Source organism: Leisingera sp. ANG1, from assembly GCF_000203975.2.
Taxonomy (GTDB): domain Bacteria; phylum Pseudomonadota; class Alphaproteobacteria; order Rhodobacterales; family Rhodobacteraceae; genus Leisingera.
On sequence record NZ_AFCF02000009.1, the window covers coordinates 505,579 to 526,712 of the forward strand.

The following is a 21,134-nucleotide window of genomic DNA, read 5'->3' on the forward strand; positions in this document are numbered from 1 at the left end:
CACAATCCCGCGCTTCCTGCATGGACAATCCCGCCAGCAGGCGCATATTGCGGGGCATGAAAAATACGTCCGATATCCTGATCGTAGGCGGCGGGCTGAATGGTCCGGCCCTGGCCCTGGCCCTGGCTCAGACCGGCCACAGCGTTACCGTGGTCGACTCGCTGACTCCAGACAAATTGGCCGACAAGTGTTTCGACGGCCGCGGCTATGCGCTGGCGCTGGCCTCGCAGCGGCTGCTGCAGCAGACCGGTGTCTGGCAGCATGTCGGGGACAACGCGCAGCCCATGCTGGAGATCAAGGTAACGGACGGCCACGCGGGCCACGGGCCATCGCCGTTCTTCATCCACTTCGACCACGCCGAGCTGGAAGAAGGTCCGATGGGATACATGGTTGAAGACCGCTTCCTGCGCCGCGCCTTCCTGCAGGTGATGGAGGATGCGCCCGGGATTACTTTGGTATCGGGCCGCACAGTTGTCGGACAGGCGCCGGATCAGACCGGCGTGACAGTCACTCTGGATGACGGCGGAGAGCTGCGCGGCCAGGTTCTGGTCGGCTCCGACGGGCGCCGCAGCGGCACAGCACAACGGGCGGGGATCAAGCGCACAGGTTGGGACTATGGCCAGACCGCGCTGGTCTGCGCCATCGACCATGAAAAACCGCACCACGGCATTGCCCACCAGTTCTTCATGCCGCCCGGGCCGCTGGCGATTCTGCCGCTGCCAGGCAACCGGTCGTCTATTGTGTGGAGCGAACGGACCGAAACCGCCAAGGCGATCCACGCGTTGGACGACGCGGATTACATCCAGGCGCTGCGGCCCCGGTTCGGAGATTTCCTGGGGGAGATTTCCCTGGCCGGAAAACGCTTCACCTACCCGTTGAACCTGACCATCGCCAACAGTTTCATCGGCGACCGGATAGCGCTGATCGGCGACGCCGCGCACGGGATGCACCCGATTGCGGGTCAGGGGCTGAACGCGGGCCTGCGCGATGTTGGTGCGCTGGCTGAGGTGATCACCGAAGCCACCCGGCGCGGCGAGGACATCGGTTCCTCTCTGGTGATGGAGCGCTACCAGCAATGGCGCCGCTTCGACACTGCCTCTCTGACTGCGGCGACAGACGTGTTCAACCGCCTGTTCTCAAACGACAACCCGCTGCTGCGGCTGGGCCGGGATATCGGCATGGGACTTGCGGGCGCGGTCCCCGGCTTGCGCCGCGGTTTTGTACGCGAGGCAGCGGGCTTGACCGGTGATCTGCCGAAGCTTCTGAAAGGGCAGGCGATTTAAGGGGAATTGGGGCCGCTGGCCGGATCAGTCCAGCTCGCGCGCCTCATCCACCAGCATCACCGGGATGCCGTTGCGGATCGGGAAGGCCAGATTGGCTGCACGCGAAACCAGTTCCTGCGCCTGAGCATCATACTCCAGCACGGCCTGGGTCAGCGGGCAGACAAGTGCTTCCAGCATCCGCCGGTCAAAGGCAGGCGCCTGTGTCTCGGTCATTGCAGGGTTTCCTCCTGAGAGCCGCCGCGCAGGGCAAACTCGATCAAAGTGACAAGTGTTTCCCGCCTTGTGGCAAGGCAAGGCGCCTCAAGCAAGGCCTGTTTGTCCTCAGGGTCGAATTCCAGCAGCATCGCCAGCGAGTTGATCAGCAATTCGTCATCCGCATCCTTCAGCGCTTCCCAGTCCGTGGACAGGCTGCGGGCTGAAAAGAAGCGCTCCAAAAGATCCAGAAAGGAGGGCCGGTCCAAGGTTTCATCCGCCTCGCAGCGGCCCAGATCCCTGTCAAACCCCGCCCAGCTGACGTCACAGCGCCGGTAAGGCGTAAACCCATTGGCCTCCCGGGTGATCCGGAACCGGGAAACTCCCGACAGCGTGACAAGATACCGCCCGTCCTCAGTTTCAGAGAACTGGGTAACACGCCCGGCGCAACCAATGTTATGGAGGTCTTCTCCGTTGCCGTGAGGCGGGGGGCAGGGCTGGACCATGCCGATCAGCCTCTGCCGCGTTTTCAGCGTGTCTTCAAACATTTGCAGATACCGAGGCTCAAAGATGTGCAGCGGCAGGCGCGACCGGGGCAGCAATAGTGCCCCGGGCAAGGGAAACACGGCAATCGTGTCCGGCAGATCGGCAGGCTGGATCATGGGACAGAGTGTAGTGCTACCCTGGTGTTAGGCAAATATCATTGAGCTGAGCTTGCGGCGTCCGTTCAGCACCACTGGGTCATTCGGTTTCAACGCGTCAAAAATGGTGAACAGCTGCGTCTTTGCGGCACCGTCATTCCACTCGCGGTCGCGGCGGAACAGCTCCAGAAGCTCTGTCACGGCAGCCTCAGCATCGCCTGCCGCATGCAGTGCCTGTGCCAGTTCGAAACGGGCTTGCAGATCGTCCGGGCTGGCATCCACTGCGGCGCGCAGTTCGGCCACTGGTCCGGCATTTTCTGCCTGCCGTGCCAGTTCGATCTGGGCATGGGCTGCTTCAATTTCTGCTGCAGTGGAAATTTCCGCGGGTGCGCCGTTCAGCACCGCCTCTGCCTGATCCAGATCACCCAGCGCGATGTGGGCGCGGGCCAGACCGCCATAGGCGGCAGCATTCTTGTCATCCTCACCCAGAATAGCTGCGAAGGTCTGGGCCGCATCCGCCACCGCGCCTTCGGCCAGCATCTGCTCCGCCGCTTCCAGCGCCTCTCCTAGACCGCCATCGGCAGTGCCGCCTGCGGCTTCGATCACCTTCTTCACAAAGGCATCAATTTCGGACGCCGGCAGCGCGCCCTGGAACATGTCGATGGGGCGGCCCTGCACGAAGGCCACAACTGTCGGGATCGACTGCAGTGGCAAGCCCTGCTGAGCCAGCGCCTGGGCCAAGCGCTGGTTCTCATCCACGTTGATCTTGGCCATAGTGGCCGCACCCTTAGCTTTGGTAACTGCAGCCTCCAGCATCGGGCCGAGGGTCTTACACGGGCCGCACCACGGCGCCCAGAAGTCCACGATTACGGGGGCCTTCATGGAAGCGTCTACGACATCCTGCATAAAGGTGGCTTCGGTCACGTCTTTGATCAGGTCATCCGCCGGTGCGGCATTGCCAAGAATTTCGCTCATCAGTTTGTTCTCCGCTAGGAACTTGCCCCCTATATGGAATCCTGCGCGCCGGAAACCAAGAGAGGAGTTTGCCGATGGCCAGCCGCAAGTTTGATATCTTCGCTGCGTCAGAGCGGCTGATGAAGATGGATGACGCCGCTTGGGCGCGGCACGCAAACCCGTGGAGCGTCTACAGCCGGATGTCGGTACTGCCACTGATTACACTGGCCGTCTGGTCCAGAGTCTGGCTGGGCTGGGGTGCTCTGCTGCCGGTTCTGCTGGTGCTGGCGTGGATTTGGTGGAACCCGCGCGCCTTTGCCCGGCCTGTCGGCACGGACAATTGGGCCTCTCGCGGCACATTCGGCGAACGGGTATTTCTAAACCGGAAACACGTCCCTATTCCGCCCCATCACGAAAAGTGGGCAAAGGGTCTCGCCTTGGCTTCAGGCGCCGGCGTGATTCCTTGGGTTCACGGCCTGTGGGCTTTGAACCCGGGAACCGCTCTGGCCGGGCTGGTTTTGATGCTTGGCGGCAAGCTGTGGTTCGTGGACCGGATGGCCTGGCTGTATCAGGACATGCAGGATAAACATCCCGACTACGCACGATGGCTGCGCTGACCCAGACTGCTTACGCCCCCGCTGAAGGAGCGGCACAGAACGTCAGCGCAGTACCATGCCCAACTGTCACAGATCGAAGGTTGCAAAGACCGGAGCATGGTCGCTGGGCTTTTCCCAACCGCGGGCAGTTCGCAAAATTCGGCTGGAGTGGGCTGCGTTGCTGATATCAGGTGTCGCCCAGACGTGGTCGAGCCTGCGCCCTTTGTCGGCGGCATCCCAATCCTTGGCCCGGTAGCTCCACCAGCTGTAAAGACGTCCATCGGGGATATCTGCCCGCGTTACATCCGACCAGCCGCCCGCCTCCATAACTTCAGCAAAATGCTCGACCTCAATCGGGGTGTGGCTCACAACTTTCAAAAGCTTCTTGTGGTCCCAGACATCATCCTCGCGCGGGGCGATATTGAGATCGCCAACCAGGATGGACTTCTCAGGCTTCTCCGCGTGGAACCAGTCGCGCATGTCCGTGAGGTAATCCAGTTTCTGGCCGAATTTTTCGTTCTGCTCCCTGTCCGGCACATCGCCGCCCGCAGGCACATAGAAATTGTGGATAACCACTCCGTTCTCCAGCCGGCCCGCAACGTGGCGGGCATGGCCGAGACCGGCAAAATCCTTGTCGCCGGCATCCTCGATCGGCAGCCGAGACAGGATCGCGACACCATTGTAGCCCTTCTGGCCACGGGCAATCATGTGCGTATATCCCAACGCCGCAAAACCCTCCATCGGGATCTTCTCCACCGGGCTCTTGCACTCTTGAAGACACAGCACATCCGGCCCTTCCTCCTGCAAAAGCTTCTGCACAATCGGCTCGCGCAGGCGGACAGAGTTGATGTTCCAGGTGGCAAGAGTAAATGGCATCGCGCGCCTCGTCATGTGATCCGGGTTCAGCGGCGATACTGCCTGCGCGGGGCTGGAAGCGCCAGAGACGTTTTGCAGGCAGCCCTTACAAAAAAGGCCGGGCAGGCAGCCCGGCCAAGTCCAACAGGGAGGTGCATATCGTGACCCGGATATGCGCGGGTTCGGGGTTACTCTAAATATGAACCTCAGGTCCCTCTTTGATCTGGCTCAACGCCAGCCGCATCAGGCAACTAAGCGGTAGCCGCCAGATTCTGTCACCAGCAGGCGTGCATTCGAGGGATCAGGCTCAATTTTCTGCCGCAGGCGGTAGATGTGTGTTTCCAGCGTATGGGTCGTCACGCCTGCGTTATACCCCCAGACTTCATGCAGCAGCACATCGCGCGGCACCACCCCGTCGCTGGAGCGGTACAGAAACTTGAGAATATTGGTTTCCTTCTCCGTCAGCCGGATCTTGCGCTCATCCTCTGTGATCAAGAGCTTCATCGAGGGCTTGAACGTATATGGGCCAAGCGCAAAGACAGCATCCTCTGACTGCTCGTGCTGCCGCAGCTGTGCCCGGATTCTGGCCAAAAGCACAGGAAACTTGAAGGGCTTGGAGACATAGTCGTTCGCGCCAGCATCCAAACCCAGGATCGTGTCCGCATCAGTGTCGTGGCCGGTCAGCATCAGGATCGGCGCTTTTACGCCTTGCTTGCGCATCAGGCGGCACAACTCGCGCCCGTCAGTATCGGGCAGGCCGACATCCAGGATAATCAGGTCGTACAGGGCTTCCTTCGCACGCTCCATCGCGCTTTGACCATTCTCGGCCTCGAACACATCGAAGTCTTCGGTCATCACCAGTTGCTCGCTCAAGGCCTCGCGCAGGTCCTCGTCGTCATCAACCAGCAGAATTTTCTTCAGTTGCGCCATCGGCTCGCCCTCCTGTTCTCCTGACCACACATGCGCATCCCTTGCGCCCGCGGCAAGATTTGCTGCAAAACTCTCACGCCGACGTGTCCATGGCATGGAAAATGTTTCACATCCGTTGCATTTAGGCGTAAAGACAGCGAGCTTCTGTTACAAAATAACACCAGGACCCCCGCATGAGCCTGATGCCCACCATGATCGAACTGCTGGCCCGCGCCCGGGTCGATCTGCGCATGGGTCTTCCGGTAGTATTGACGGACGGCCGCGAGGCTGCGCTGGCAATTGCAGTGGAAGCTTTGACTGAGACGCGCCTGTCTGACATGCGGTCCCTGGGCCCGTTGTCTCTGGCGCTAACGGCCCGCCGGGCGGAAACGCTGAAGGCGCGGGTTTACGACGAGGATACCGCCCGTGTATGCGTCCCGGAGACCGAAGGGCTGAACTGGATCCTGGCCCTGGCAGACCCGGCAGATGATCTGAACACGCCAATGAAAGGCCCGCTGTCCAGCCAGCGCGGCGGCAGCGCGGACCTGCACCGGCTGGCGATTGCCCTAGCGAAATCCGCCCGCCTTTTGCCTGCTGCCGCGCTGGTGCCCATCAGTGATCCGTCGGCCTTTGCTGCATCCCACGGCCTGACCGCCGTTTCACGACTGGCAGCTGAACCGCTGCTGAGCGAAAGCTCTCCGCTGCATCCGGTAGCAGCAGCCCGCTTGCCGATGACGGCCGCCGAAGCTGGCAGGCTCCATATCTTCCGCCCTGAAGATGGCGCTGAGGAGCACTATGCGGTGGAAATCGGCCGCCCCGACCGCAGCAAACCGGTGCTCGCCCGGCTCCATTCCGCCTGTTTCACCGGCGACGTTCTGGGGTCCCTCAAATGCGACTGCGGTCCGCAGCTGCACGGCGCACTGGCACAGATGGGAACCGAAGGCGCAGGCGTACTTTTGTACCTCAACCAGGAGGGCCGCGGCATCGGCCTGGCCAATAAGATGCGGGCCTATTCTCTGCAGGATCAGGGCTTTGACACGGTGGAAGCCAACCACCGGCTGGGTTTTGAGGATGACGAACGGGATTTCCGGCTGGGCGCGGCCATCCTGAAGAAGATGGGCTTTTCACAGGTGAAGCTGCTAACCAATAACCCGAACAAGATCGCCATGATGGAGAAAACGGGCATTCAGGTGGCCGAACGGGTGCCGCTGAAAGTTGGTGAAAATGCCCATAACCAGCATTACCTTGCCACCAAAGCCCGCAAGTCAGGACACATGCTGTAATGACTCCTGCGGATCTTGTCCTGACCCGGGCCGGCGTCCGGTTTATGGGCCGTGTATTGCCCTGCACAATCGGTAAGGGCGGGCTGTCAGGCAGCAAGCGTGAAGGCGACGGCGCAACGCCGGTCGGCACGCACAGAATCGCTGGAATGATTTACCGCCCGGATCGCTTGTCCCGGCCGGCGCAATGGGCAAAACCCATCGGTCCCAGGGATTTATGGTCGGATGATCCCCGCCATTGCAGCTACAATCTGCAAGTGCGGGCTCCATACGGGTTCAGTCATGAAAAACTGCGCAGGGCAGATCCGCTGTACGATCTGGTTCTGATCACCGACTGGAACTGGCCGGATGCCATTCCAGGCAGAGGGTCGGCCATCTTCATCCATCAATGGCGCCGCCCCGGTTACCCCACCGAAGGGTGTGTCGCCTTTTCCAGACAGGACCTCCATTGGCTCGCCGCCCGGGTTCAAATTGGCACGCGGGTCATAGTTCCAGAACTGGCCGGGACTTGAAGCAACCCAGGCCTTTCAATGTCTTGGCAAAAGTGTTTTGAGAACTTTTGCACCTCAGTAGGTGCGGTCACCGAAAATTGCCGATCCGACCCGAACGTGCGTTGCACCAAGGGCAATTGCTGACTCGAAATCTCCACTCATACCCATCGAGAGACCTTGCAAGCCGTTGCGCTCGGCGATCTTGGCCAGCAGCGCGAAATGCAGACTCGGCTCTTCATCCACCGGCGGGATGCACATCAAGCCTTTAACCGGCAAGTCCAGCGTGCAGCACTCGGAGATAAATGAATCTGCATCGGCCGGCATCACGCCAGCCTTCTGCTCTTCTTCGCCGGTATTCACCTGCACAAAAAGGTCCGGGCATTTCCCCAGCTCCTGCGCCAGCCGGGCGATTGTATTGGCCAGCTTGGGACGGTCCAGCGAATGAATGCTGTTGAACAGCTCCATCGCCTGGCGCGCCTTGTTGGTTTGCAAGGGGCCAATTAGGTGCAGATCAATTCCGTCGAACTGCTCGGCGAACCCCGGCCATTTTCCGGCCGCTTCCTGCACCTTGTTTTCACCAAAGCAACGATGGCCTTCCTCCAGCACCGCCTGCACCCGCTCGTTCGGCTGCACCTTTGACACCGCAATCAGCTGCACGCTGCCCGGTTCACGGCCAGCCTTGCTCTCGGCCTTGGCAATTCTGGATTTGATCTCTGCAAGCGGCATGGGTCCGGCCTCATCACTGTTTGGCCGCAAAAAACACTGTTTGGCTGGAAATGTTAAGGGGCAAAAGAAAAGGGCGGGTCCCGAAGGAACCCGCCCCGAAAGTCACGCTAGGCGTGCTTCAGCTTAGAAGCTGAAGTGCAGACCTGCCTGCAGGGAGTTTTCGTTGGTGGCTGCTGCGGTGTTCACATAGCCAGCAACGAAGGTCACGCCGCCGCCGAGGTCATACTCGTAGTTGATGCCGAAGGCGGTGCCGTCGGTGCGGGTCTGACCAGCAACCACGTTGGTGTCGACGTCGGTGGAGCTCACCCAGCCAACGATGGTGGAGGCTGCGCCGATTTCCGCTTCACCTGCCAGGGTCACAGCATCAGCTTCTTCAGTGGTACCATAGGACAGGGTTGCACCGAACTGGCCGAAGTCACCGCCGATGGCGAAGAAGCCGAGGCCGTCGCCTTGGCTTTCGACAGCGCCGTTGTTGAAGGTCACGGTGTTGGTGTTGTTGTCTTCGGACTGGTATGCACCGGTCACGAAGTAGTCACCGAAGGAGTAGCTCAGCATGATTGCGGTGCGCTCCAGGCCCTGTGCGGAACCGGCAACGGTGCCGCCGTTGGACTGCGAGTAGGACACGTGGCCGGTGAAGCCGCCAGCGGAGTAGATGGCTTCAATGCCGTTACGGCCAGCACCTGCGGAGGTGAAGGTGTCCCAAGCGAAGCTGTTGCCGATGGCCAGGGAGTTGAAGCCCATGCCGTCGATGCCGGTGCCAACGGAGGTGGTGTTCAGGTACAGGCCCGGTGCGGAGTCGATCGCGCCCCAGATGTTGCCAACGTTCACACGCAGGCCGCCGTATGCGACGTGGAACTGCGGTGCGGACCATGCTGCGGTGCCCGGAGTGCCGTCACGGCTTTCAGCCTGGGCACGGATACGGCCGCCAACGGTCACGCCGCCGTCGGTTTCGGTCGACGCGTCGAACTGCAGACGGAAACGGCTGGTGATGTTGGTGTCGGAACGGCCGGCAACAACGTCGTTTGCTTCGTTCCAGTCCAGACCAAAGCGGCCATAGCCGGACACTTTGACTTCTGCCGCGGCCATGCCTGCGGTGGCGATCAGCGCGGTAGTCGCGAAGAGAACCTTTTTCATGTTTTTCCCTCGGTTTTCTAATCCTATGCCCAAACCGGGGAATCCGGCGTGGGTATGCCAAGGGGTTTCGCTCTTTCACCCCCGTTTTGGCAAGGCTTGGGAAAGTCAGGTGAAACGATGCGGTCCGGGATGGTGCAGCTTTGCCACAGTCCGCCCCGTCCGAGCGCCAGAAACGGCCCTGATCCGCACGCAAGCAAGCTGGTTAACTTGAAAATGCCCCACAGGTGCAGAGTCATAGAAGCCAAAGCCCTTGCTCAGCCGACGCGGCTTGCGTTAGGTGTTCGCGCAGAAATTGGCTCCGGGAGCGGTTATGAAATACGGAAAGACCCTGCGGGTAACAGTGATCAGCGCGATCTGTCTCAGCCTCGCGGCTTGCGGCGGCCGGGGCGGAAAAGCACCAGCAAGCACGGCCCGGACAACAAGCCACAAGGAAGAGATCCAGGGAGAGGCTACCAAATCCTCCGTCTTTGACTTTCTGAATGCCAAGCCGGACCAGACCGTGCAGGTGAACCGCTACCTTTGGACGGCTAGCCTGGATGTGCTGAGCTTCCTTCCGGTGCAGTCGGTTGATCCATTCACTGGTGTCATCGTGACTGGCTATGGCACCCCGCCTGGCGGCGGCCGCTCCTATCGGGCGACGATCCATATCAAGGATCCGGCCTTGGACGCACGCTCTTTGAACGTCGCCCTGCAATCCAAGGGCGGCCCGGTCAGCGCCAGCACCACCCGCGCTGTCGAGGACGCGATTCTGTCCCGCGCGCGCCAGCTGCGGATTGCAGACAAGAAACTCTGACCCTGCGCCCTCTGGAAACGCCAGCCAAACCTCATTATCAGAAGCGCCGGGCCCGAAGCCCGGCGTTTTCATGCAAAGGACAGCTCTGATGCCGCGTTACATAGCTCCTGAAATCGAAGCACGATGGCAGAAGGCCTGGGACGAGGCCGGAATTTTCCAGGCCAAGCGTACCGGCGGCAAGCCCAAGTATTATGTGCTGGAGATGTTCCCCTACCCGTCGGGCAAGCTGCACATGGGCCATGTGCGCAACTACACGATGGGCGACGTGATTGCGCGTTACAAGCTGTCCACCGGCCATAACGTACTGCACCCGATGGGGTTTGACGCCTTCGGCATGCCGGCAGAAAACGCCGCGATGGCCTCTGGCGGGCACCCCAAGGACTGGACCTATTCGAACATCGACACGATGGTCGAGCAGATGAAACCGCTGGGCCTTTCCCTGGACTGGTCCCGCATGTTCGCAACTTGCGATCCGGAGTATTACGGCCAGCAGCAGGCGCTGTTCCTCGACTTCCTGGAAAAGGGCCTTGTCTACCGCAAGAATGCGGTGGTGAACTGGGACCCCATCGACATGACCGTGCTTGCCAACGAGCAGGTCGAGAACGGCCGCGGCTGGCGGTCCGGCGCACTGGTGGAGCGGCGCGAGCTCACCCAATGGTTCTTCAAGATTTCCGATTTCTCCGAAGAACTGCTGTCAGCGCTGGACAGCTTGGAGAACTGGCCCGCCAAGGTCCGCCTGATGCAGGAAAACTGGATCGGCAAATCGCGCGGGTTGCAGTTCTCGTTTGAGCGCACCGATGGCGCAGAACCGATTGAGGTTTACACCACCCGCCCCGACACGCTGCTGGGCGCGTCCTTTGTCGGCATTTCTCCTGATCACCCGATTGCCAAGGCGCTGGAGACCGAATCGGAAGAGGTTGCCGCGTTTGTCGCCGAGTGCCGCAAGGGCGGCACCACTGAGGAAGCTATCGAGACAGCCGAGAAACTGGGCTATGACACCGGCATCCGTGTGAAGCATCCGCTGAACCCGGAGTGGGAACTGCCGGTCTGGATCGCCAACTTCATCCTGATGGAGTACGGCACCGGCGCGATCTTCGCCTGCCCGGCGCATGACCAGCGCGACCTGGACTTCTGCCGCAAATATGATCTGCCAGTCATCGACACGTTCTTTGCGCTGGACAATGACACTCCGGTTGCAAACGAAGCCTTTGTGCCGGCAAAAACCGAAAAGGTCCGCTGGGTCGACCACTTCGCCGGTCTGACCGAGGCAACCGGCGAGGACGCCATCAACGCCACCGTTGATTTCGCGGAGAAGGCAGGCTGGGGTCAGGGCGTCACCAAATACCGCCTGCGCGACTGGGGCCTGAGCCGTCAGCGCTATTGGGGCTGCCCGATTCCCGTGGTGCATTGTGAAGACTGCGGCGTGGTTCCCGAGAAGAAAGAGAATCTGCCGATCGCCCTGCCCTATGACGAAGACGGCAAGGCCATCGACTTCTCGGTGCCGGGCAACCCGCTGGACCGCCACCCCAGCTGGCGCAACTGCGCCTGCCCGTCCTGCGGCAAGCCGGCTTTGCGCGAAACCGACACCATGGACACTTTCGTCGATTCGTCCTGGTATTTTGCCCGTTTCACCGCCCCGCGCGCCGAGACCCCGACCGACATGGCCGAGGCCGAATACTGGATGAACGTCGACCAGTACATCGGCGGCATCGAGCACGCGATTCTGCACCTCCTGTACTCGCGCTTCTTCGCCCGCGCGATGCAGATCTGCGGCCACCTGCCGGAGAAATCCATTGAGCCGTTTGATGCGCTGTTCACGCAGGGCATGGTGACCCACGCGATCTACAAGACCACTGAAAATGTCTTCCACAAGAATACCGACTGGGGTTCCAGCGATCCAAATGCGAAATTGCCTGCGTACTCAAAGGCAATCTACCACTATCCCGAGGAAGTGGAGCTGCGCGACGGCAAGGGCTTCCTGAAGGACGGCACCGAAGTGGAGATCATCCCCTCTGCCAAGATGTCCAAGTCCAAGAACAACGTGGTGGACCCGCTGCACATCATCTCGTCATTCGGCGCGGACACCGCGCGCTGGTTCGTGCTGTCCGATTCGCCGCCCGAGCGTGACGTGGAATGGACCGCAGCAGGCGCTGAGGCGGCCTACAAGCACCTGAACCGGGTCTGGAACCTGTGCGACCGTATTGGGGAGATGGACCCGGAAGCGGCTGGTGAAGGCGACCAAGAATTGCTGCGCGAGATGCACAAGTGCATCCGGGACGTGACCCTGGGTGTTGATTCCTTCGGTTTCAACGCTGCAATTGCCAAGCTCTATGCCTTCACCAACACGCTCGCCAAATCCAAAGCCAGCGCCAAGATTCAAAAACAAGCGATCATGACGCTTGCGCAGCTGATGTCGCCAATGACCCCGCACCTGGCGGAGGACATCTGGAACCATCAGGGCGGCGAGGGCCTTTGCGCCACCGCGCCTTGGCCTGTTGCCGACGAATCGATGCTGGTCGAGAACACAGTCACCCTGCCGATCCAGATCAACGGCAAACGCCGCGGCGAAATCGAAGTCGCCAAGGATCTGGACAAAGCCGAGGTTGAAAAACTCGCACTGGCACACGAAGCTGTGCAGAAGGCGCTGAATGGCGCCGCGCCGAAAAAGGTAATCGTGGTGCCAGGCCGGATTGTGAATGTCGTTGCTTAACTGCAGAACCCTGCTGCTGGCCCTGCCCCTGGTGGTAGCGGCCTGCGGCTTCACTCCGGTTTACGCCCCCGGCGGAACCGGGGCAGAACTGCATGACAATATCGAAGTGCAGGCACCGGAAGAAATCAAAGGCGCAAGCGGCTCTGATGCCTATTTTCTCGTGCAGAACCTGGAACAACGGCTTGGCCGCGGCAGTGGCGCCGCGTACAAGCTGGACCTGACACTCAGCACCCGGGAAGAGGGGCAAGCGATCACAGCGGACAATGAAATCACCCGGTATTCGGTGATCGGCACCGCAGCGTATTCTCTGACCCGTCTTTCGGATGGCAAGGTCACCTCCAGCGGCACAGTTCGGAACTTCACCGGTTACTCTGCTACCGGTTCCACCGTGGAAACACTGGCCGGGGAACGGGATGCGCATGAACGGCTTATGGCCGTACTGGCCGATCAGATCACCGCACAGATCCTGGCAACCGCGGATCTCTCCGCTGCGGCTGAATGAAGCTCTCACCACGCGAAGCGGACGGCTATTTCGCCAAGCCGGATCCGGGCAAGACCGGCATCCTGATCTATGGCGCCGACGCAATGCGCGTGTCCTTGAAGCGGCAGCAGGTGCTGGCGGCGTTGCTTGGCCCTGGCGCCGAGGAAGAAATGCGCCTGACCCGCCTGCCCGGCAGCGACCTGCGCAAAGATCCGGCGCAATTGCTGGACGCGGTCAAGGCGGTCGGGTTCTTTCCCGGTGTCCGTGCGGTGTTTGTCGAGGGCGCAAATGACACAGCCACCCCCGCAATCACTGCAGCGCTTGAAGAATGGCAGCCCGGTGACGCCCAGATCGTGGTTACGGCAGGCCAGCTGAAAGCGTCCTCCAAGCTGCGCAAGGCGTTTGAGGGCCACAGCAACGCCTATGCGGTTGGCATTTACGACGACCCGCCTTCGCGTGCCGAGATCGAACGCATTCTGGGCGAGGCTGGCATCCGCGACGTGCCCGGCGACAGCATGTCGGCGCTGACCGACATCGCCAATGACATCGGCCCCGGCGACTTTTCCCGCATGATCGAGAAGCTGGCGCTTTACAAGCACGGCGACAGCAGCCCGCTGTCACTGGACGACATCGGCGCCGTGGCCCCGCAATCAACCGAAGCTGCGCTGGATGACGTGCTCAATGTGGTGGCTGAGGGCCGCAGCCCCGAAATCGGACCGCTGATCCGCCGTCTGCAGGCGCAGGGCACCAACGCCGTAACCCTCTGCATTGGTGCCACCCGGCATTTCCGCACGCTTTACACCATTGCCTCGGCACCCGGCGGCCCGGCCCAGGGCATCGGCCAGCTGCGCCCGCCGCTTTATGGCAAACGCCGCGACCGGATGCTGCGGCAGGCGCAAAACTGGGGCGCAAACCGGTTGGAAACAGCGCTGACGATCATTACCGACACCGATCTGGCGCTGCGCTCTGCCGGGCAGACTGCCCCAGCGCTGGCATTGATGGAACGCGCCCTGATCCGGCTTGCCATGCTCAGCCGCGCCCGCTGAGCTGCCAACGCTCCGTCCTGCTTGATCCTCCCGCTGTTGCTGCCCATCTTGGACGGGAACCAACAGGAGAAGTATGATGTATACGGTCATTGGCACCCCTCTCACCCGCACTTTCCGGGTGCTGTGGGAGCTTGAGGAGCTTGGACAGCCCTATCAGCTGAACCTGCATGGGCCCCGCAGCCCTGAAGTGCAGGCGCTGAATGTCTCGGGCAAGGTGCCAGTGCTTCAGGCTGAAGGTGAAGTTATCACCGATTCCACAGCCATTCTTACCTACTTGTCTGACAAACACGGCGCGCTGACGGCTCCTGCGGGAACGATTGCGCGCGCAAGACAGGACGCAATGACCCATCTCCTGCTGGACGAGATCGACGCCGTTCTTTGGGCCGCGGCCCGGCACAGCTTCATCCTGCCTGAGGAGCAGCGGGTGCCGGAAGTGAAAGGCAGCCTGAAGTGGGAATTCGCCCACAACCTGGCCCGTCTCGAAGACAAAATGGCCGGCCCCTTCCTGATGGGGGAAGAGTTCACCATCGCCGATATCATCTGCACCCATTGCCTGAACTGGGCGCGCAGCGCCAAGTTTCCGGTCGAGGGTGAAAAGCTGCAGGACTACGGCAAACGGATGCGGGAACGCCCTGCGTTTCAGCGGGTTGCGGCACTGGCCAAATAATCCGCAGCCCCCCGCCCCGCCCAGCGCCCAGTCGCCAGGCAGGCGGTCAGCAAATAACCGCCCGTCGGGGCTTCCCAATCAAGCATCTCCCCGGCGCAGAAAGTTCCGGGGATTTGTTTCAGCATCAGGTTGCCATCCACAGCATCGCGGCTAACGCCGCCCGCGGTCGAAATCGCCTCGTCCATCGGGCGCAAACCTGCGTGTTTCACCGGCAGCGCCTTGATCAGCCTTGCCAAGGTCTGCGCCTCCTGCGGCAGCGGGCGCCCGAATTCCTGCAGAAGCGCCACGGATGCCGGTGACAGCTTCAAGGCTTTGCGCAGGTGGTTGGAGAAACTCGCCTTACCGCGCGGGCGCGACAGGCGGCGGGCAACTTCCGCCTCTTCCAGATCCGGAAGCAGATCCATATGCAGCACCGCTCCCTCCCGCACTGCGGCACAGACGGAATAGATGCCGCCGCCCTCCAGCCCGCGCTGCGAAATTACCGCTTCACCGCGCGAAACCTGGCCACCCGCCCGCAGCGCAATCCCTTTGAGCGGCTGGCCGAATTGCGGTGCCATATGCCTGGACCATTCCACCAGCAGCCCGGCATTGGCAGGCTTGAATGGCGAAACTTCTACCGCTCGTTCCTGCAACAGCGGCCGCCACGCCCCGTCCGACCCCAGCCGCGCCCAGCTTGCGCCGCCGAGCGCCAGAATCGTGGCACCCGTCTCAATCCGCACCGAACCGCCCGGCGTTTCAAAGACTAAGGCCGCACCGTCCCAGCCGGCCCAGCGCCAGCGGGTGCGGATCTGCACGCCATACCAGTCCAAGCGCCCCAGCCAGGCCCGCAAAAGCGGCGATGCTTTCATCACCGTCGGGAACACCCGGCCGGTGGAGCCGGTGAACAGCGCGCTCCCCAGCTCCTGCGCCCAGGCCTGTACTGCCTGCGCATCAAAGGCCTGGATCATCGGCGCCAGCCAGTCCGCGGCCTCTCCATAAGATGCAATCAGCTGCTCGAAAGGCTCGTCCTTGGTCAAATTCAGACCGGATTTGCCGGCCATCAGGAACTTTCGGGCAGCTGACGGCTTGGCCTCAGCCACCAGCACCCGGTGCCCGGCGCGGCCCAGTTCTTCGGCAGCCATCAGCCCGGCTGGCCCGGCTCCGATCACCACAGCGTCCCACGCCTCTGTCATGCCATCCCCTTGCCAGCCCTTGCCGCCGGCGTGTCTAGTGCCCGCACGAAACCAGCTGAGGCCTGTGCATGTCTGATCCGAATTGCCCGCTGTGCGGCCGCCCAATCCCAAAGGGCGCGCCGCAAAGCCTGCACCATCTGATCCCAAAACTGAAAGGAGGCAAGGGCGGACCAACCGTTCTGCTGCATGACATCTGCCATCGCGAGATTCACGCCACGCTGACCGAGGCGGAGCTGGCCCGCGACTTCAACACTCCGGAAGCGCTGCAGGCCCACCCCCGGCTGGCGAAATTCATCGCCTGGATCCGGAAACGCCCGCCCGAATTCCGCTCCCGCGTGCCCGGCAAACGGCGCAAGCGCTAACTGACCTCAACCCCCATGAAGGCCGGGCTGTCGCGAAACTGCGCCCCGGGAATGTGCTGGAACTCCAGCGTTGTATAGGAGCGCCGCCACAGCCATTCCCGGTTCGCCACGGACTGCAGATCCGGGTTTGGCGGCGTTTCTTCGGTAAAGGCAAGGAAATGCAAGTCAAATCCAAACTCCGCTACATCCTGAACTGACAAGAGTTTCATGTCGGCACGCAAGGCAAGCTCAGCCGCGATGTCTCCGGTCCGCAAAGTGATCTGCCCGACATGCGCACCGCCGCCCAGCGGAAGCGCCGGATTACCAGCACCGTCTGGCCGGTTGCCTAGGAAATCATGCTGCAGGAGTTCTACCGAAAATCCTTCGGGATCGTGCAGATGCGCCATGTAGCCGATGTTACGGAACTGATGCGGCGCTGACACCTCAATGCCCTTTTGCCGCAGGTGTTCACACGCAATGTCCAGATCGGGCAGGCAAATACCGATCTTCCAGTACCGTTCATCGCGCGTATGCGGAGCCCGTGTGCCGCCAGGCAGCAATACCAGATCCGCATCCTCACCCGCATACCCGGCCCGCCAGGTCTCACCTTCAACCCGCGCTTCCATGCCAAACACATCCGCATAAAATGCAGCCAACCGCTCAGGGTCTTCGACCTGCAGTTGAAGTCCGGACAGCCGCTTCACCGGCACATCCTAAGGATCCCGGCCGCAATTTCCGGTTTGGCCTCCAGCGAGTGTGCCAGCATGTCCTCCGCCGTTTCCAGCAAGGCCTCAGGCTCCACAATCCGGTCTACGAGGCCGTAGTCGTATGCCTCCTGCGCGATGATCTTCTGCCCGGCCGCCAGGATCACCTTGGTCCGGGCAGGCCCGATCAGTGCTGCCATCCGGCCCGCGTCCGAAGGCTGTGGCAAATAGCCAAGCTTCATCACAGGGTAGAAGAATTTGGCCGACGGCACCGCAATGCGGATATCGCAAGCCAGCACCATGCCATTGGCGCCGCCCGCCAAGGTACCGTTCAGTGCAGCCACCTTGAGGCAGGGAACAGCAGCCATTGCCGCCGACAGCCGCTCCCATACCGGCGAGGTCGCCAGGCCCGCCCGCGCTTCGTCCAGGTCGGCCCCGGCGCTGAACACCTTGCCGGTTCCGGTCAGGATCAGCCCGCGGGCCTCCTGCGCGCGTTCGGCGATTTCCGCCAGTTCCGTCAGCATCGCTTCTGTCAGCGAGTTCGCCTTGTCCGGCCGGTTGATGGTAACAGTCCACAGACCGTTTTCCGCGATCTCCAGTCCGATCATATCAGGCCCACCCGTTGGCGGATGCTGTCTTCTCGCAGAGAGACTTCCTGACCTATGCAGTCATCCGCATCCGGTGTGCACATCCACATGAGGGTCTGGGCCGGCCATTCAGCCGGAATATGATCCTCCCAGTCCAGCTCGCTCACCGGGTTGATGCCGCTGGCCTTGATCTCGCGCTGCATTTGGGTCGCGACTGTACCCGGCGACAGGCCCATGGCTCGGATGCCATTGCCGCGTTCTTCCAGGTCGAGCGCAGAGGTCAGCATCGCCGCGCCTGCCTTCGACGAACAATAGGCACTCCACCCCTCCAAAGGCCGGTGCGCGGCGCCCGAGCTGACGGTAATTATGGTCCCGCCGCCCGCCGGCTTCATCAGCGGCAGCGCGGCCCGCATCCCGTTGAACACACCTTTCAGATTAATGTCGATCAGCCTGCCCCAATCTTCAGGCGAAGCGTCCTCCAGCCTGGCAATCGGTTCAATTACACCTGCGTTGTTGATCAGAACGTCCAGGCTGCCGAATTCCTGATTTGCCTTGCCCAATGCGGCCTCCACGGAAGCGTAATCAGAAACGTCGCATGCAAATGTCAGCACATTTTTGCCGATCTCATCCGCAAGGTCCTGCAGTGCGCCCGCACTCCTTGCCAGCAATGCCAGATTGGCGCCAGCAGCGGCAAAAACACGGGCCGCATCCGCCCCGATGCCGCGGCTGGCTCCTGTAATTGCAACTGTTTTTCCGTTGAATTCCATGCCCGCAACCTCCAAGTGACTGATAACCCAAGTGGTAAAGCGGTTAGGGGGAACGGTCCAGCCCAAGGCCCCCTTGACGGCACCGCCCGCCGGGCCGACGATGCGTTCAATTATCTCTCAGAGAAAGGTTCTCTAATGTCCGTAATTTTTGCGCGCGGCGGTGCCGCAGCGGCAATTTTGGTTGTTTCCGCTCAAGGCGCCCTCGCCGATCTGAGCGCCCAGGACGTCTGGGCCGACTGGAAGGCGTATCTGACCAGCACCGGCTACACCGTATCCGGGACTGAGGCCGTTTCGGGCAGCACCCTGACCGTTTCCGATGTGTCGATGGCCATGCCGATCCCCGAAGAAGACGGCTCCGGCACCATCAGCTTCCCGGAAATCCAGTTCGTTGAGAACGGCGATGGCACCGTCAATGTCATGCTGCCTGCCGAGTTCCCGATGGGCTTTGAATTTTCCGGCGACGGCGAAACCTTTGCAGGCAAACTGATCTATGCGCACGACGGCTCGCCGATGAAAGTCGCAGGTGATGCAGAAAACATGAGCTATGACTACAGCTCCTCCACGGTGACCATGACGCTGGATAAACTGTCCGCGGACGGCGAGCCTGTGCCTGCAGAAGTGGCGAAAGTTCAGGTCGTAATGAACGACGTGACCACCAAAAGCACCATGAAGGTTGCAGAGGGGCGCAGCTACGACCAGACCATGACCGCCTCCAGCCTCAGCTATGACATGGGCTTCAACGATCCCGAGGGCGACGGCACAGGTGCGTTCAAAGGCGCCCTGCAAGGCCTGAGCTTCACCGGTACCGGCACCGTTCCAGACGGGCTGGAAAGCCCCGACATGGCCGCGCTGCTGGAAGCCGGCTTTGCCTTCGACGGCACCTTCACCTTCACCGGCGGCAATGGTTCCCTCTCTGGCGTGGACGGCAGCGAAAGCTTCGCCATGGAAAGCAATTCCCAAGGTGGTGCTTTCACCGTTTCGATGGACAAGCAGCACCTGACCTACGATGTGTCGCAGGTTGCAACCAACGTGAACATTTCCGGTTCCGAAATCCCGTTCCCGCTGGCGCTCAGCATGGCGGAGACCGGCTTCAAACTGATGATGCCGCTGGCCAAGTCCGAAGAAGAGCAAGACTTTGCCCTGGGTGTGACCCTGCGCGACTTTGCAGTTCCGGAAATGCTGTGGGGCATGGTCGACCCGACCGGCCAGCTGCCGCATGACCCGGCAACCGTCATTCTGGACCTGGCCGGCAAGGGCAAGGTGCTGTTTGACCTGTTCGATCCGGAAGCCATGGAAGCCGTGGAAAAAGGTGAGGAACAGCCGGGTGAGCTGAACGCGCTGACCGTGAAGCAACTGCAGGTCTCGGCGGCTGGCGCCGAGCTGACCGGCACCGGTGATTTCACCTTCAACAACGAAGACCTGACCAGCTTTGACGGCATGCCGGCACCGGCAGGTGAGGCCAACCTCAAACTGGTCGGCGCCAACACCCTGATTGACAAGCTGATTGGCATGGGCCTGATGTCCGACAGCGACGCTATGGGAGCGCGGATGATGATGGGCATGCTGGCAGTCCCTGGCGAAGGTGAGGACACCCTGACCTCCAAGATCGAAGTCACCGAAGACGGCCAGGTGCTCGCCAACGGCCAGCGCATCAAATAACCGTCAAATCCCGAACCGGATCTCGAAAGGGGCCGCCTGGCGCGGCCCCTTTTTTGCACCCCGCACTTGCGGCATGGCGCTGCACTGGATAGCTCTTTTAGAGAGCAGAACAGAAGGTGCCCATGACCCAGTCCCCCGAAGCGCTTTGCCACGCCCTGATCGACGCCGCCCGCAAGGCCGGCGCAGATGCCGCCGACGCCATGGCCGCTGAGGGCAGTTCTCTCAGCATCGAAGTCCGCGAGGGCAAGCTGGAACACGCGGAACGCTCCGAAGGCACCGATCTGGGCCTGCGGGTGTTTATAGGCAAGCGCCAGGCGCTGGTCTCCTCCTCCGACATGCGGCCCGAAACCATTGCAGCGATGGCCGAACGCGCCGTTGCAATGGCCAAGGAAGCACCGGAAGACCCTTATGCAGGCCTCGCTGACCCGTCTCAGCTTGCGAAGGATTGGAATTTGGCTGCGCTGGAGCTGGAAGACCCGAGCGGCGAGCCTGAGCCGGCAGCCCTGCAAGAGGACGCGCTTGCCGCCGAAGCCGCCTGTCAGGCGGTGGACGGCATCACTCAGGTGCAGTCCGCGGCCGCAGGATATGGCCGCCATGTGGTGCATCTGGCAGCCACCAATGGTTTCTCAGGAGGTTATCAGCGCACTGGCCGTTCCCTGTCCTGCACCGGAATCGCGGGCACCGGCACAGGAATGGAGCGGGACCACGACGGCGATTCCCGTACCTTCCAGTCTGATCTGCGCAGCGCTGAAGAGATTGGCCGCACTGCAGGTGAGCGCGCGGTCGCCCGGCTGGGCGCCCGCAAGCCCAAGACCGGCAGTTTCCCGGTCCTGTTCGACGAACGCATTTCCTCCTCTCTGATCGGCCACCTGATGTCGGCCGCCAATGGCGCCGCAATTGCCCGTGGCTCCTCCTGGCTGAACGATTGCTTGGATCAGCAGGTTCTGCCAGAAACGCTCTCTGTCATCGAGGACCCGCACCGCCCGCGCATTTCCGGTTCCCGGCCGTTCGACGGCGAGGGGCTGGCGACCCGCAAACGCACCGTGGTGGACAACGGCGTGCTGACCGGCTGGACGCTGGACCTCGCCTCCGCCCGCAAGCTGGGGCTGGACAGCACCGGCAACGCCGCCCGCGGCATCGGCGGGG

At 61.7% G+C, this 21,134-nt stretch carries 23 protein-coding genes; 12 read left to right on the forward strand and 11 right to left on the reverse strand.

Features of this window, described 5'->3' with window-relative positions:
* Positions 1-56: 56 nt before the first annotated feature.
* Positions 57-1,283, forward strand: coding sequence for an FAD-dependent monooxygenase (locus GC1_RS18635; RefSeq protein ID WP_019297631.1), 1,227 nt, complete (start codon positions 57-59; stop codon positions 1,281-1,283).
* A gap of 24 nt (positions 1,284-1,307) precedes the next feature.
* Here the strand turns inward: GC1_RS18635 and GC1_RS18640 are convergent, their stop codons facing one another.
* The 3 genes from GC1_RS18640 to GC1_RS18650 are packed head-to-tail and all read right to left on the reverse strand — an operon-like array spanning position 1,308 to position 3,091.
* Positions 1,308-1,496, reverse strand: coding sequence for a Trm112 family protein (locus GC1_RS18640; RefSeq protein ID WP_029204960.1), 189 nt, complete (start codon positions 1,494-1,496; stop codon positions 1,308-1,310).
* Entirely contained in the window at positions 1,493-2,137 is a 645-nt protein-coding gene (locus tag GC1_RS18645) for an LON peptidase substrate-binding domain-containing protein (protein WP_019297629.1), read from the reverse strand. The genes GC1_RS18640 and GC1_RS18645 overlap by 4 nt, the downstream gene beginning before the upstream one ends.
* 27 nt (positions 2,138-2,164) lie before the next feature.
* Complete coding sequence (locus tag GC1_RS18650) at positions 2,165-3,091, reverse strand: tetratricopeptide repeat protein (RefSeq protein ID WP_019297628.1); 927 nt, start codon at positions 3,089-3,091, stop codon at positions 2,165-2,167.
* Positions 3,092-3,165: 74 nt separating this feature from the next.
* On the opposite strand from GC1_RS18650, the gene GC1_RS18655 reads away from it, so the two are divergent.
* Positions 3,166-3,687, forward strand: coding sequence for a DUF6653 family protein (locus GC1_RS18655; RefSeq protein WP_019297627.1), 522 nt, complete (start codon positions 3,166-3,168; stop codon positions 3,685-3,687).
* 66 nt (positions 3,688-3,753) lie between these two features.
* Here GC1_RS18655 and GC1_RS18660 read toward each other — a convergent pair whose 3' ends face one another.
* Together GC1_RS18660 and GC1_RS18665 are read right to left on the reverse strand one after the other, a co-directional pair.
* Positions 3,754-4,542: an exodeoxyribonuclease III gene (locus tag GC1_RS18660; RefSeq protein WP_019297626.1), complete on the reverse strand. Its 789-nt coding sequence runs from the start codon at positions 4,540-4,542 to the stop codon at positions 3,754-3,756.
* A 222-nt stretch (positions 4,543-4,764) separates the two neighbouring features.
* On the reverse strand, positions 4,765-5,451 hold the full coding sequence (locus GC1_RS18665; protein WP_019297625.1) for a response regulator transcription factor: 687 nt from the start codon (positions 5,449-5,451) through the stop codon (positions 4,765-4,767).
* A 173-nt stretch (positions 5,452-5,624) separates the two neighbouring features.
* Between GC1_RS18665 and ribA the strand changes: the two genes are divergently transcribed.
* The gene (ribA, locus tag GC1_RS18670) at positions 5,625-6,713 is read left to right on the forward strand and encodes a GTP cyclohydrolase II (protein WP_019297624.1); all 1,089 of its coding nucleotides are present in this window, start codon (positions 5,625-5,627) and stop codon (positions 6,711-6,713) included.
* Positions 6,713-7,222, forward strand: a complete 510-nt coding sequence (locus GC1_RS18675) for a L,D-transpeptidase family protein (RefSeq protein WP_019297623.1) — start codon at positions 6,713-6,715, stop codon at positions 7,220-7,222. The genes ribA and GC1_RS18675 overlap by 1 nt, the downstream gene beginning before the upstream one ends.
* A 54-nt stretch (positions 7,223-7,276) precedes the next feature.
* On the opposite strand, the gene GC1_RS18680 is transcribed toward GC1_RS18675, so the two are convergent.
* The gene (locus tag GC1_RS18680; RefSeq protein ID WP_019297622.1) at positions 7,277-7,927 is read right to left on the reverse strand and encodes a YggS family pyridoxal phosphate-dependent enzyme; all 651 of its coding nucleotides are present in this window, start codon (positions 7,925-7,927) and stop codon (positions 7,277-7,279) included.
* 123 nt (positions 7,928-8,050) lie between these two features.
* Positions 8,051-9,061 (reverse strand): porin, encoded by a 1,011-nt coding sequence (locus GC1_RS18685; protein WP_019297621.1) that lies wholly within the window; start codon positions 9,059-9,061, stop codon positions 8,051-8,053.
* Between the two features lie 310 nt (positions 9,062-9,371).
* On the opposite strand from GC1_RS18685, the gene GC1_RS18690 reads away from it, so the two are divergent.
* The 5 genes from GC1_RS18690 to GC1_RS18710 all read left to right on the forward strand — a co-directional run bounded on the left by GC1_RS18690 (position 9,372) and on the right by GC1_RS18710 (position 14,758).
* Complete coding sequence (locus GC1_RS18690) at positions 9,372-9,854, forward strand: DUF3576 domain-containing protein (protein ID WP_019297620.1); 483 nt, start codon at positions 9,372-9,374, stop codon at positions 9,852-9,854.
* Between the two features lie 88 nt (positions 9,855-9,942).
* Positions 9,943-12,564, forward strand: a complete 2,622-nt coding sequence (leuS, locus tag GC1_RS18695) for a leucine--tRNA ligase (protein ID WP_019297619.1) — start codon at positions 9,943-9,945, stop codon at positions 12,562-12,564.
* Positions 12,551-13,066 carry an LPS assembly lipoprotein LptE gene (gene lptE, locus GC1_RS18700; RefSeq protein ID WP_019297618.1) on the forward strand — a complete coding sequence of 172 codons (516 nt, stop codon included), beginning with the start codon at positions 12,551-12,553 and terminating at the stop codon, positions 13,064-13,066. Before leuS ends, lptE begins: the two co-directional genes overlap by 14 nt.
* On the forward strand, positions 13,063-14,091 hold the full coding sequence (holA, locus tag GC1_RS18705) for a DNA polymerase III subunit delta (protein ID WP_019297617.1): 1,029 nt from the start codon (positions 13,063-13,065) through the stop codon (positions 14,089-14,091). The genes lptE and holA overlap by 4 nt, the downstream gene beginning before the upstream one ends.
* 76 nt (positions 14,092-14,167) lie before the next feature.
* Entirely contained in the window at positions 14,168-14,758 is a 591-nt protein-coding gene (locus tag GC1_RS18710; protein ID WP_019297616.1) for a glutathione S-transferase family protein, read from the forward strand.
* Here the strand turns inward: GC1_RS18710 and GC1_RS18715 are convergent.
* The gene (locus GC1_RS18715; RefSeq protein WP_019297615.1) at positions 14,731-15,930 is read right to left on the reverse strand and encodes a TIGR03862 family flavoprotein; all 1,200 of its coding nucleotides are present in this window, start codon (positions 15,928-15,930) and stop codon (positions 14,731-14,733) included. The genes GC1_RS18710 and GC1_RS18715 overlap by 28 nt on opposite strands.
* Positions 15,931-15,998: 68 nt before the next feature.
* On the opposite strand from GC1_RS18715, the gene GC1_RS18720 reads away from it, so the two are divergent.
* A complete protein-coding gene (locus GC1_RS18720) occupies positions 15,999-16,292 on the forward strand; it encodes an HNH endonuclease (RefSeq protein WP_019297614.1) in 294 nt (97 codons plus the stop codon).
* Here GC1_RS18720 and GC1_RS18725 read toward each other — a convergent pair.
* From GC1_RS18725 to GC1_RS18735, 3 genes are read right to left on the reverse strand one after another with little or no spacing between them, the layout of a single operon-like run.
* Positions 16,289-16,975 carry a VOC family protein gene (locus tag GC1_RS18725; RefSeq protein ID WP_036762493.1) on the reverse strand — a complete coding sequence of 229 codons (687 nt, stop codon included), beginning with the start codon at positions 16,973-16,975 and terminating at the stop codon, positions 16,289-16,291. The genes GC1_RS18720 and GC1_RS18725 overlap by 4 nt on opposite strands.
* Positions 16,972-17,583 (reverse strand): enoyl-CoA hydratase/isomerase family protein, encoded by a 612-nt coding sequence (locus tag GC1_RS18730; protein WP_019297612.1) that lies wholly within the window; start codon positions 17,581-17,583, stop codon positions 16,972-16,974. Before GC1_RS18730 ends, GC1_RS18725 begins: the two co-directional genes overlap by 4 nt.
* Positions 17,580-18,329, reverse strand: coding sequence for an SDR family oxidoreductase (locus GC1_RS18735; protein ID WP_019297611.1), 750 nt, complete (start codon positions 18,327-18,329; stop codon positions 17,580-17,582). The genes GC1_RS18730 and GC1_RS18735 overlap by 4 nt, the downstream gene beginning before the upstream one ends.
* Positions 18,330-18,464: 135 nt before the next feature.
* Between GC1_RS18735 and GC1_RS18740 the strand changes: the two genes are divergently transcribed.
* Complete coding sequence (locus tag GC1_RS18740) at positions 18,465-19,988, forward strand: DUF2125 domain-containing protein (RefSeq protein WP_019297610.1); 1,524 nt, start codon at positions 18,465-18,467, stop codon at positions 19,986-19,988.
* A gap of 122 nt (positions 19,989-20,110) precedes the next feature.
* On the forward strand, positions 20,111-21,134 hold a 1,024-nt coding region (locus tag GC1_RS18745; RefSeq protein WP_039498777.1), incomplete at its 3' end, for a TldD/PmbA family protein.

Bases quoted from the DNA above. Each gene is read 5' to 3' on its own strand.
- GC1_RS18635 (WP_019297631.1), top strand. From the start codon at position 57: ATGAAAAATACGTCCGATATCCTGATCGTAGGCGGCGGGCTGAATGGT.
- GC1_RS18640 (WP_029204960.1), bottom strand. From the start codon at position 1,496: ATGACCGAGACACAGGCGCCTGCCTTTGACCGGCGGATGCTGGAAGCA.
- GC1_RS18645 (WP_019297629.1), bottom strand. From the start codon at position 2,137: ATGATCCAGCCTGCCGATCTGCCGGACACGATTGCCGTGTTTCCCTTG.
- GC1_RS18650 (WP_019297628.1), bottom strand. From the start codon at position 3,091: ATGAGCGAAATTCTTGGCAATGCCGCACCGGCGGATGACCTGATCAAA.
- GC1_RS18655 (WP_019297627.1), top strand. From the start codon at position 3,166: ATGGCCAGCCGCAAGTTTGATATCTTCGCTGCGTCAGAGCGGCTGATG.
- GC1_RS18660 (WP_019297626.1), bottom strand. From the start codon at position 4,542: ATGCCATTTACTCTTGCCACCTGGAACATCAACTCTGTCCGCCTGCGC.
- GC1_RS18665 (WP_019297625.1), bottom strand. From the start codon at position 5,451: ATGGCGCAACTGAAGAAAATTCTGCTGGTTGATGACGACGAGGACCTG.
- ribA (WP_019297624.1), top strand. From the start codon at position 5,625: ATGAGCCTGATGCCCACCATGATCGAACTGCTGGCCCGCGCCCGGGTC.
- GC1_RS18675 (WP_019297623.1), top strand. From the start codon at position 6,713: ATGACTCCTGCGGATCTTGTCCTGACCCGGGCCGGCGTCCGGTTTATG.
- GC1_RS18680 (WP_019297622.1), bottom strand. From the start codon at position 7,927: ATGCCGCTTGCAGAGATCAAATCCAGAATTGCCAAGGCCGAGAGCAAG.
- GC1_RS18685 (WP_019297621.1), bottom strand. From the start codon at position 9,061: ATGAAAAAGGTTCTCTTCGCGACTACCGCGCTGATCGCCACCGCAGGC.
- GC1_RS18690 (WP_019297620.1), top strand. From the start codon at position 9,372: ATGAAATACGGAAAGACCCTGCGGGTAACAGTGATCAGCGCGATCTGT.
- leuS (WP_019297619.1), top strand. From the start codon at position 9,943: ATGCCGCGTTACATAGCTCCTGAAATCGAAGCACGATGGCAGAAGGCC.
- lptE (WP_019297618.1), top strand. From the start codon at position 12,551: ATGTCGTTGCTTAACTGCAGAACCCTGCTGCTGGCCCTGCCCCTGGTG.
- holA (WP_019297617.1), top strand. From the start codon at position 13,063: ATGAAGCTCTCACCACGCGAAGCGGACGGCTATTTCGCCAAGCCGGAT.
- GC1_RS18710 (WP_019297616.1), top strand. From the start codon at position 14,168: ATGTATACGGTCATTGGCACCCCTCTCACCCGCACTTTCCGGGTGCTG.
- GC1_RS18715 (WP_019297615.1), bottom strand. From the start codon at position 15,930: ATGACAGAGGCGTGGGACGCTGTGGTGATCGGAGCCGGGCCAGCCGGG.
- GC1_RS18720 (WP_019297614.1), top strand. From the start codon at position 15,999: ATGTCTGATCCGAATTGCCCGCTGTGCGGCCGCCCAATCCCAAAGGGC.
- GC1_RS18730 (WP_019297612.1), bottom strand. From the start codon at position 17,583: ATGATCGGACTGGAGATCGCGGAAAACGGTCTGTGGACTGTTACCATC.
- GC1_RS18735 (WP_019297611.1), bottom strand. From the start codon at position 18,329: ATGGAATTCAACGGAAAAACAGTTGCAATTACAGGAGCCAGCCGCGGC.
- GC1_RS18740 (WP_019297610.1), top strand. From the start codon at position 18,465: ATGTCCGTAATTTTTGCGCGCGGCGGTGCCGCAGCGGCAATTTTGGTT.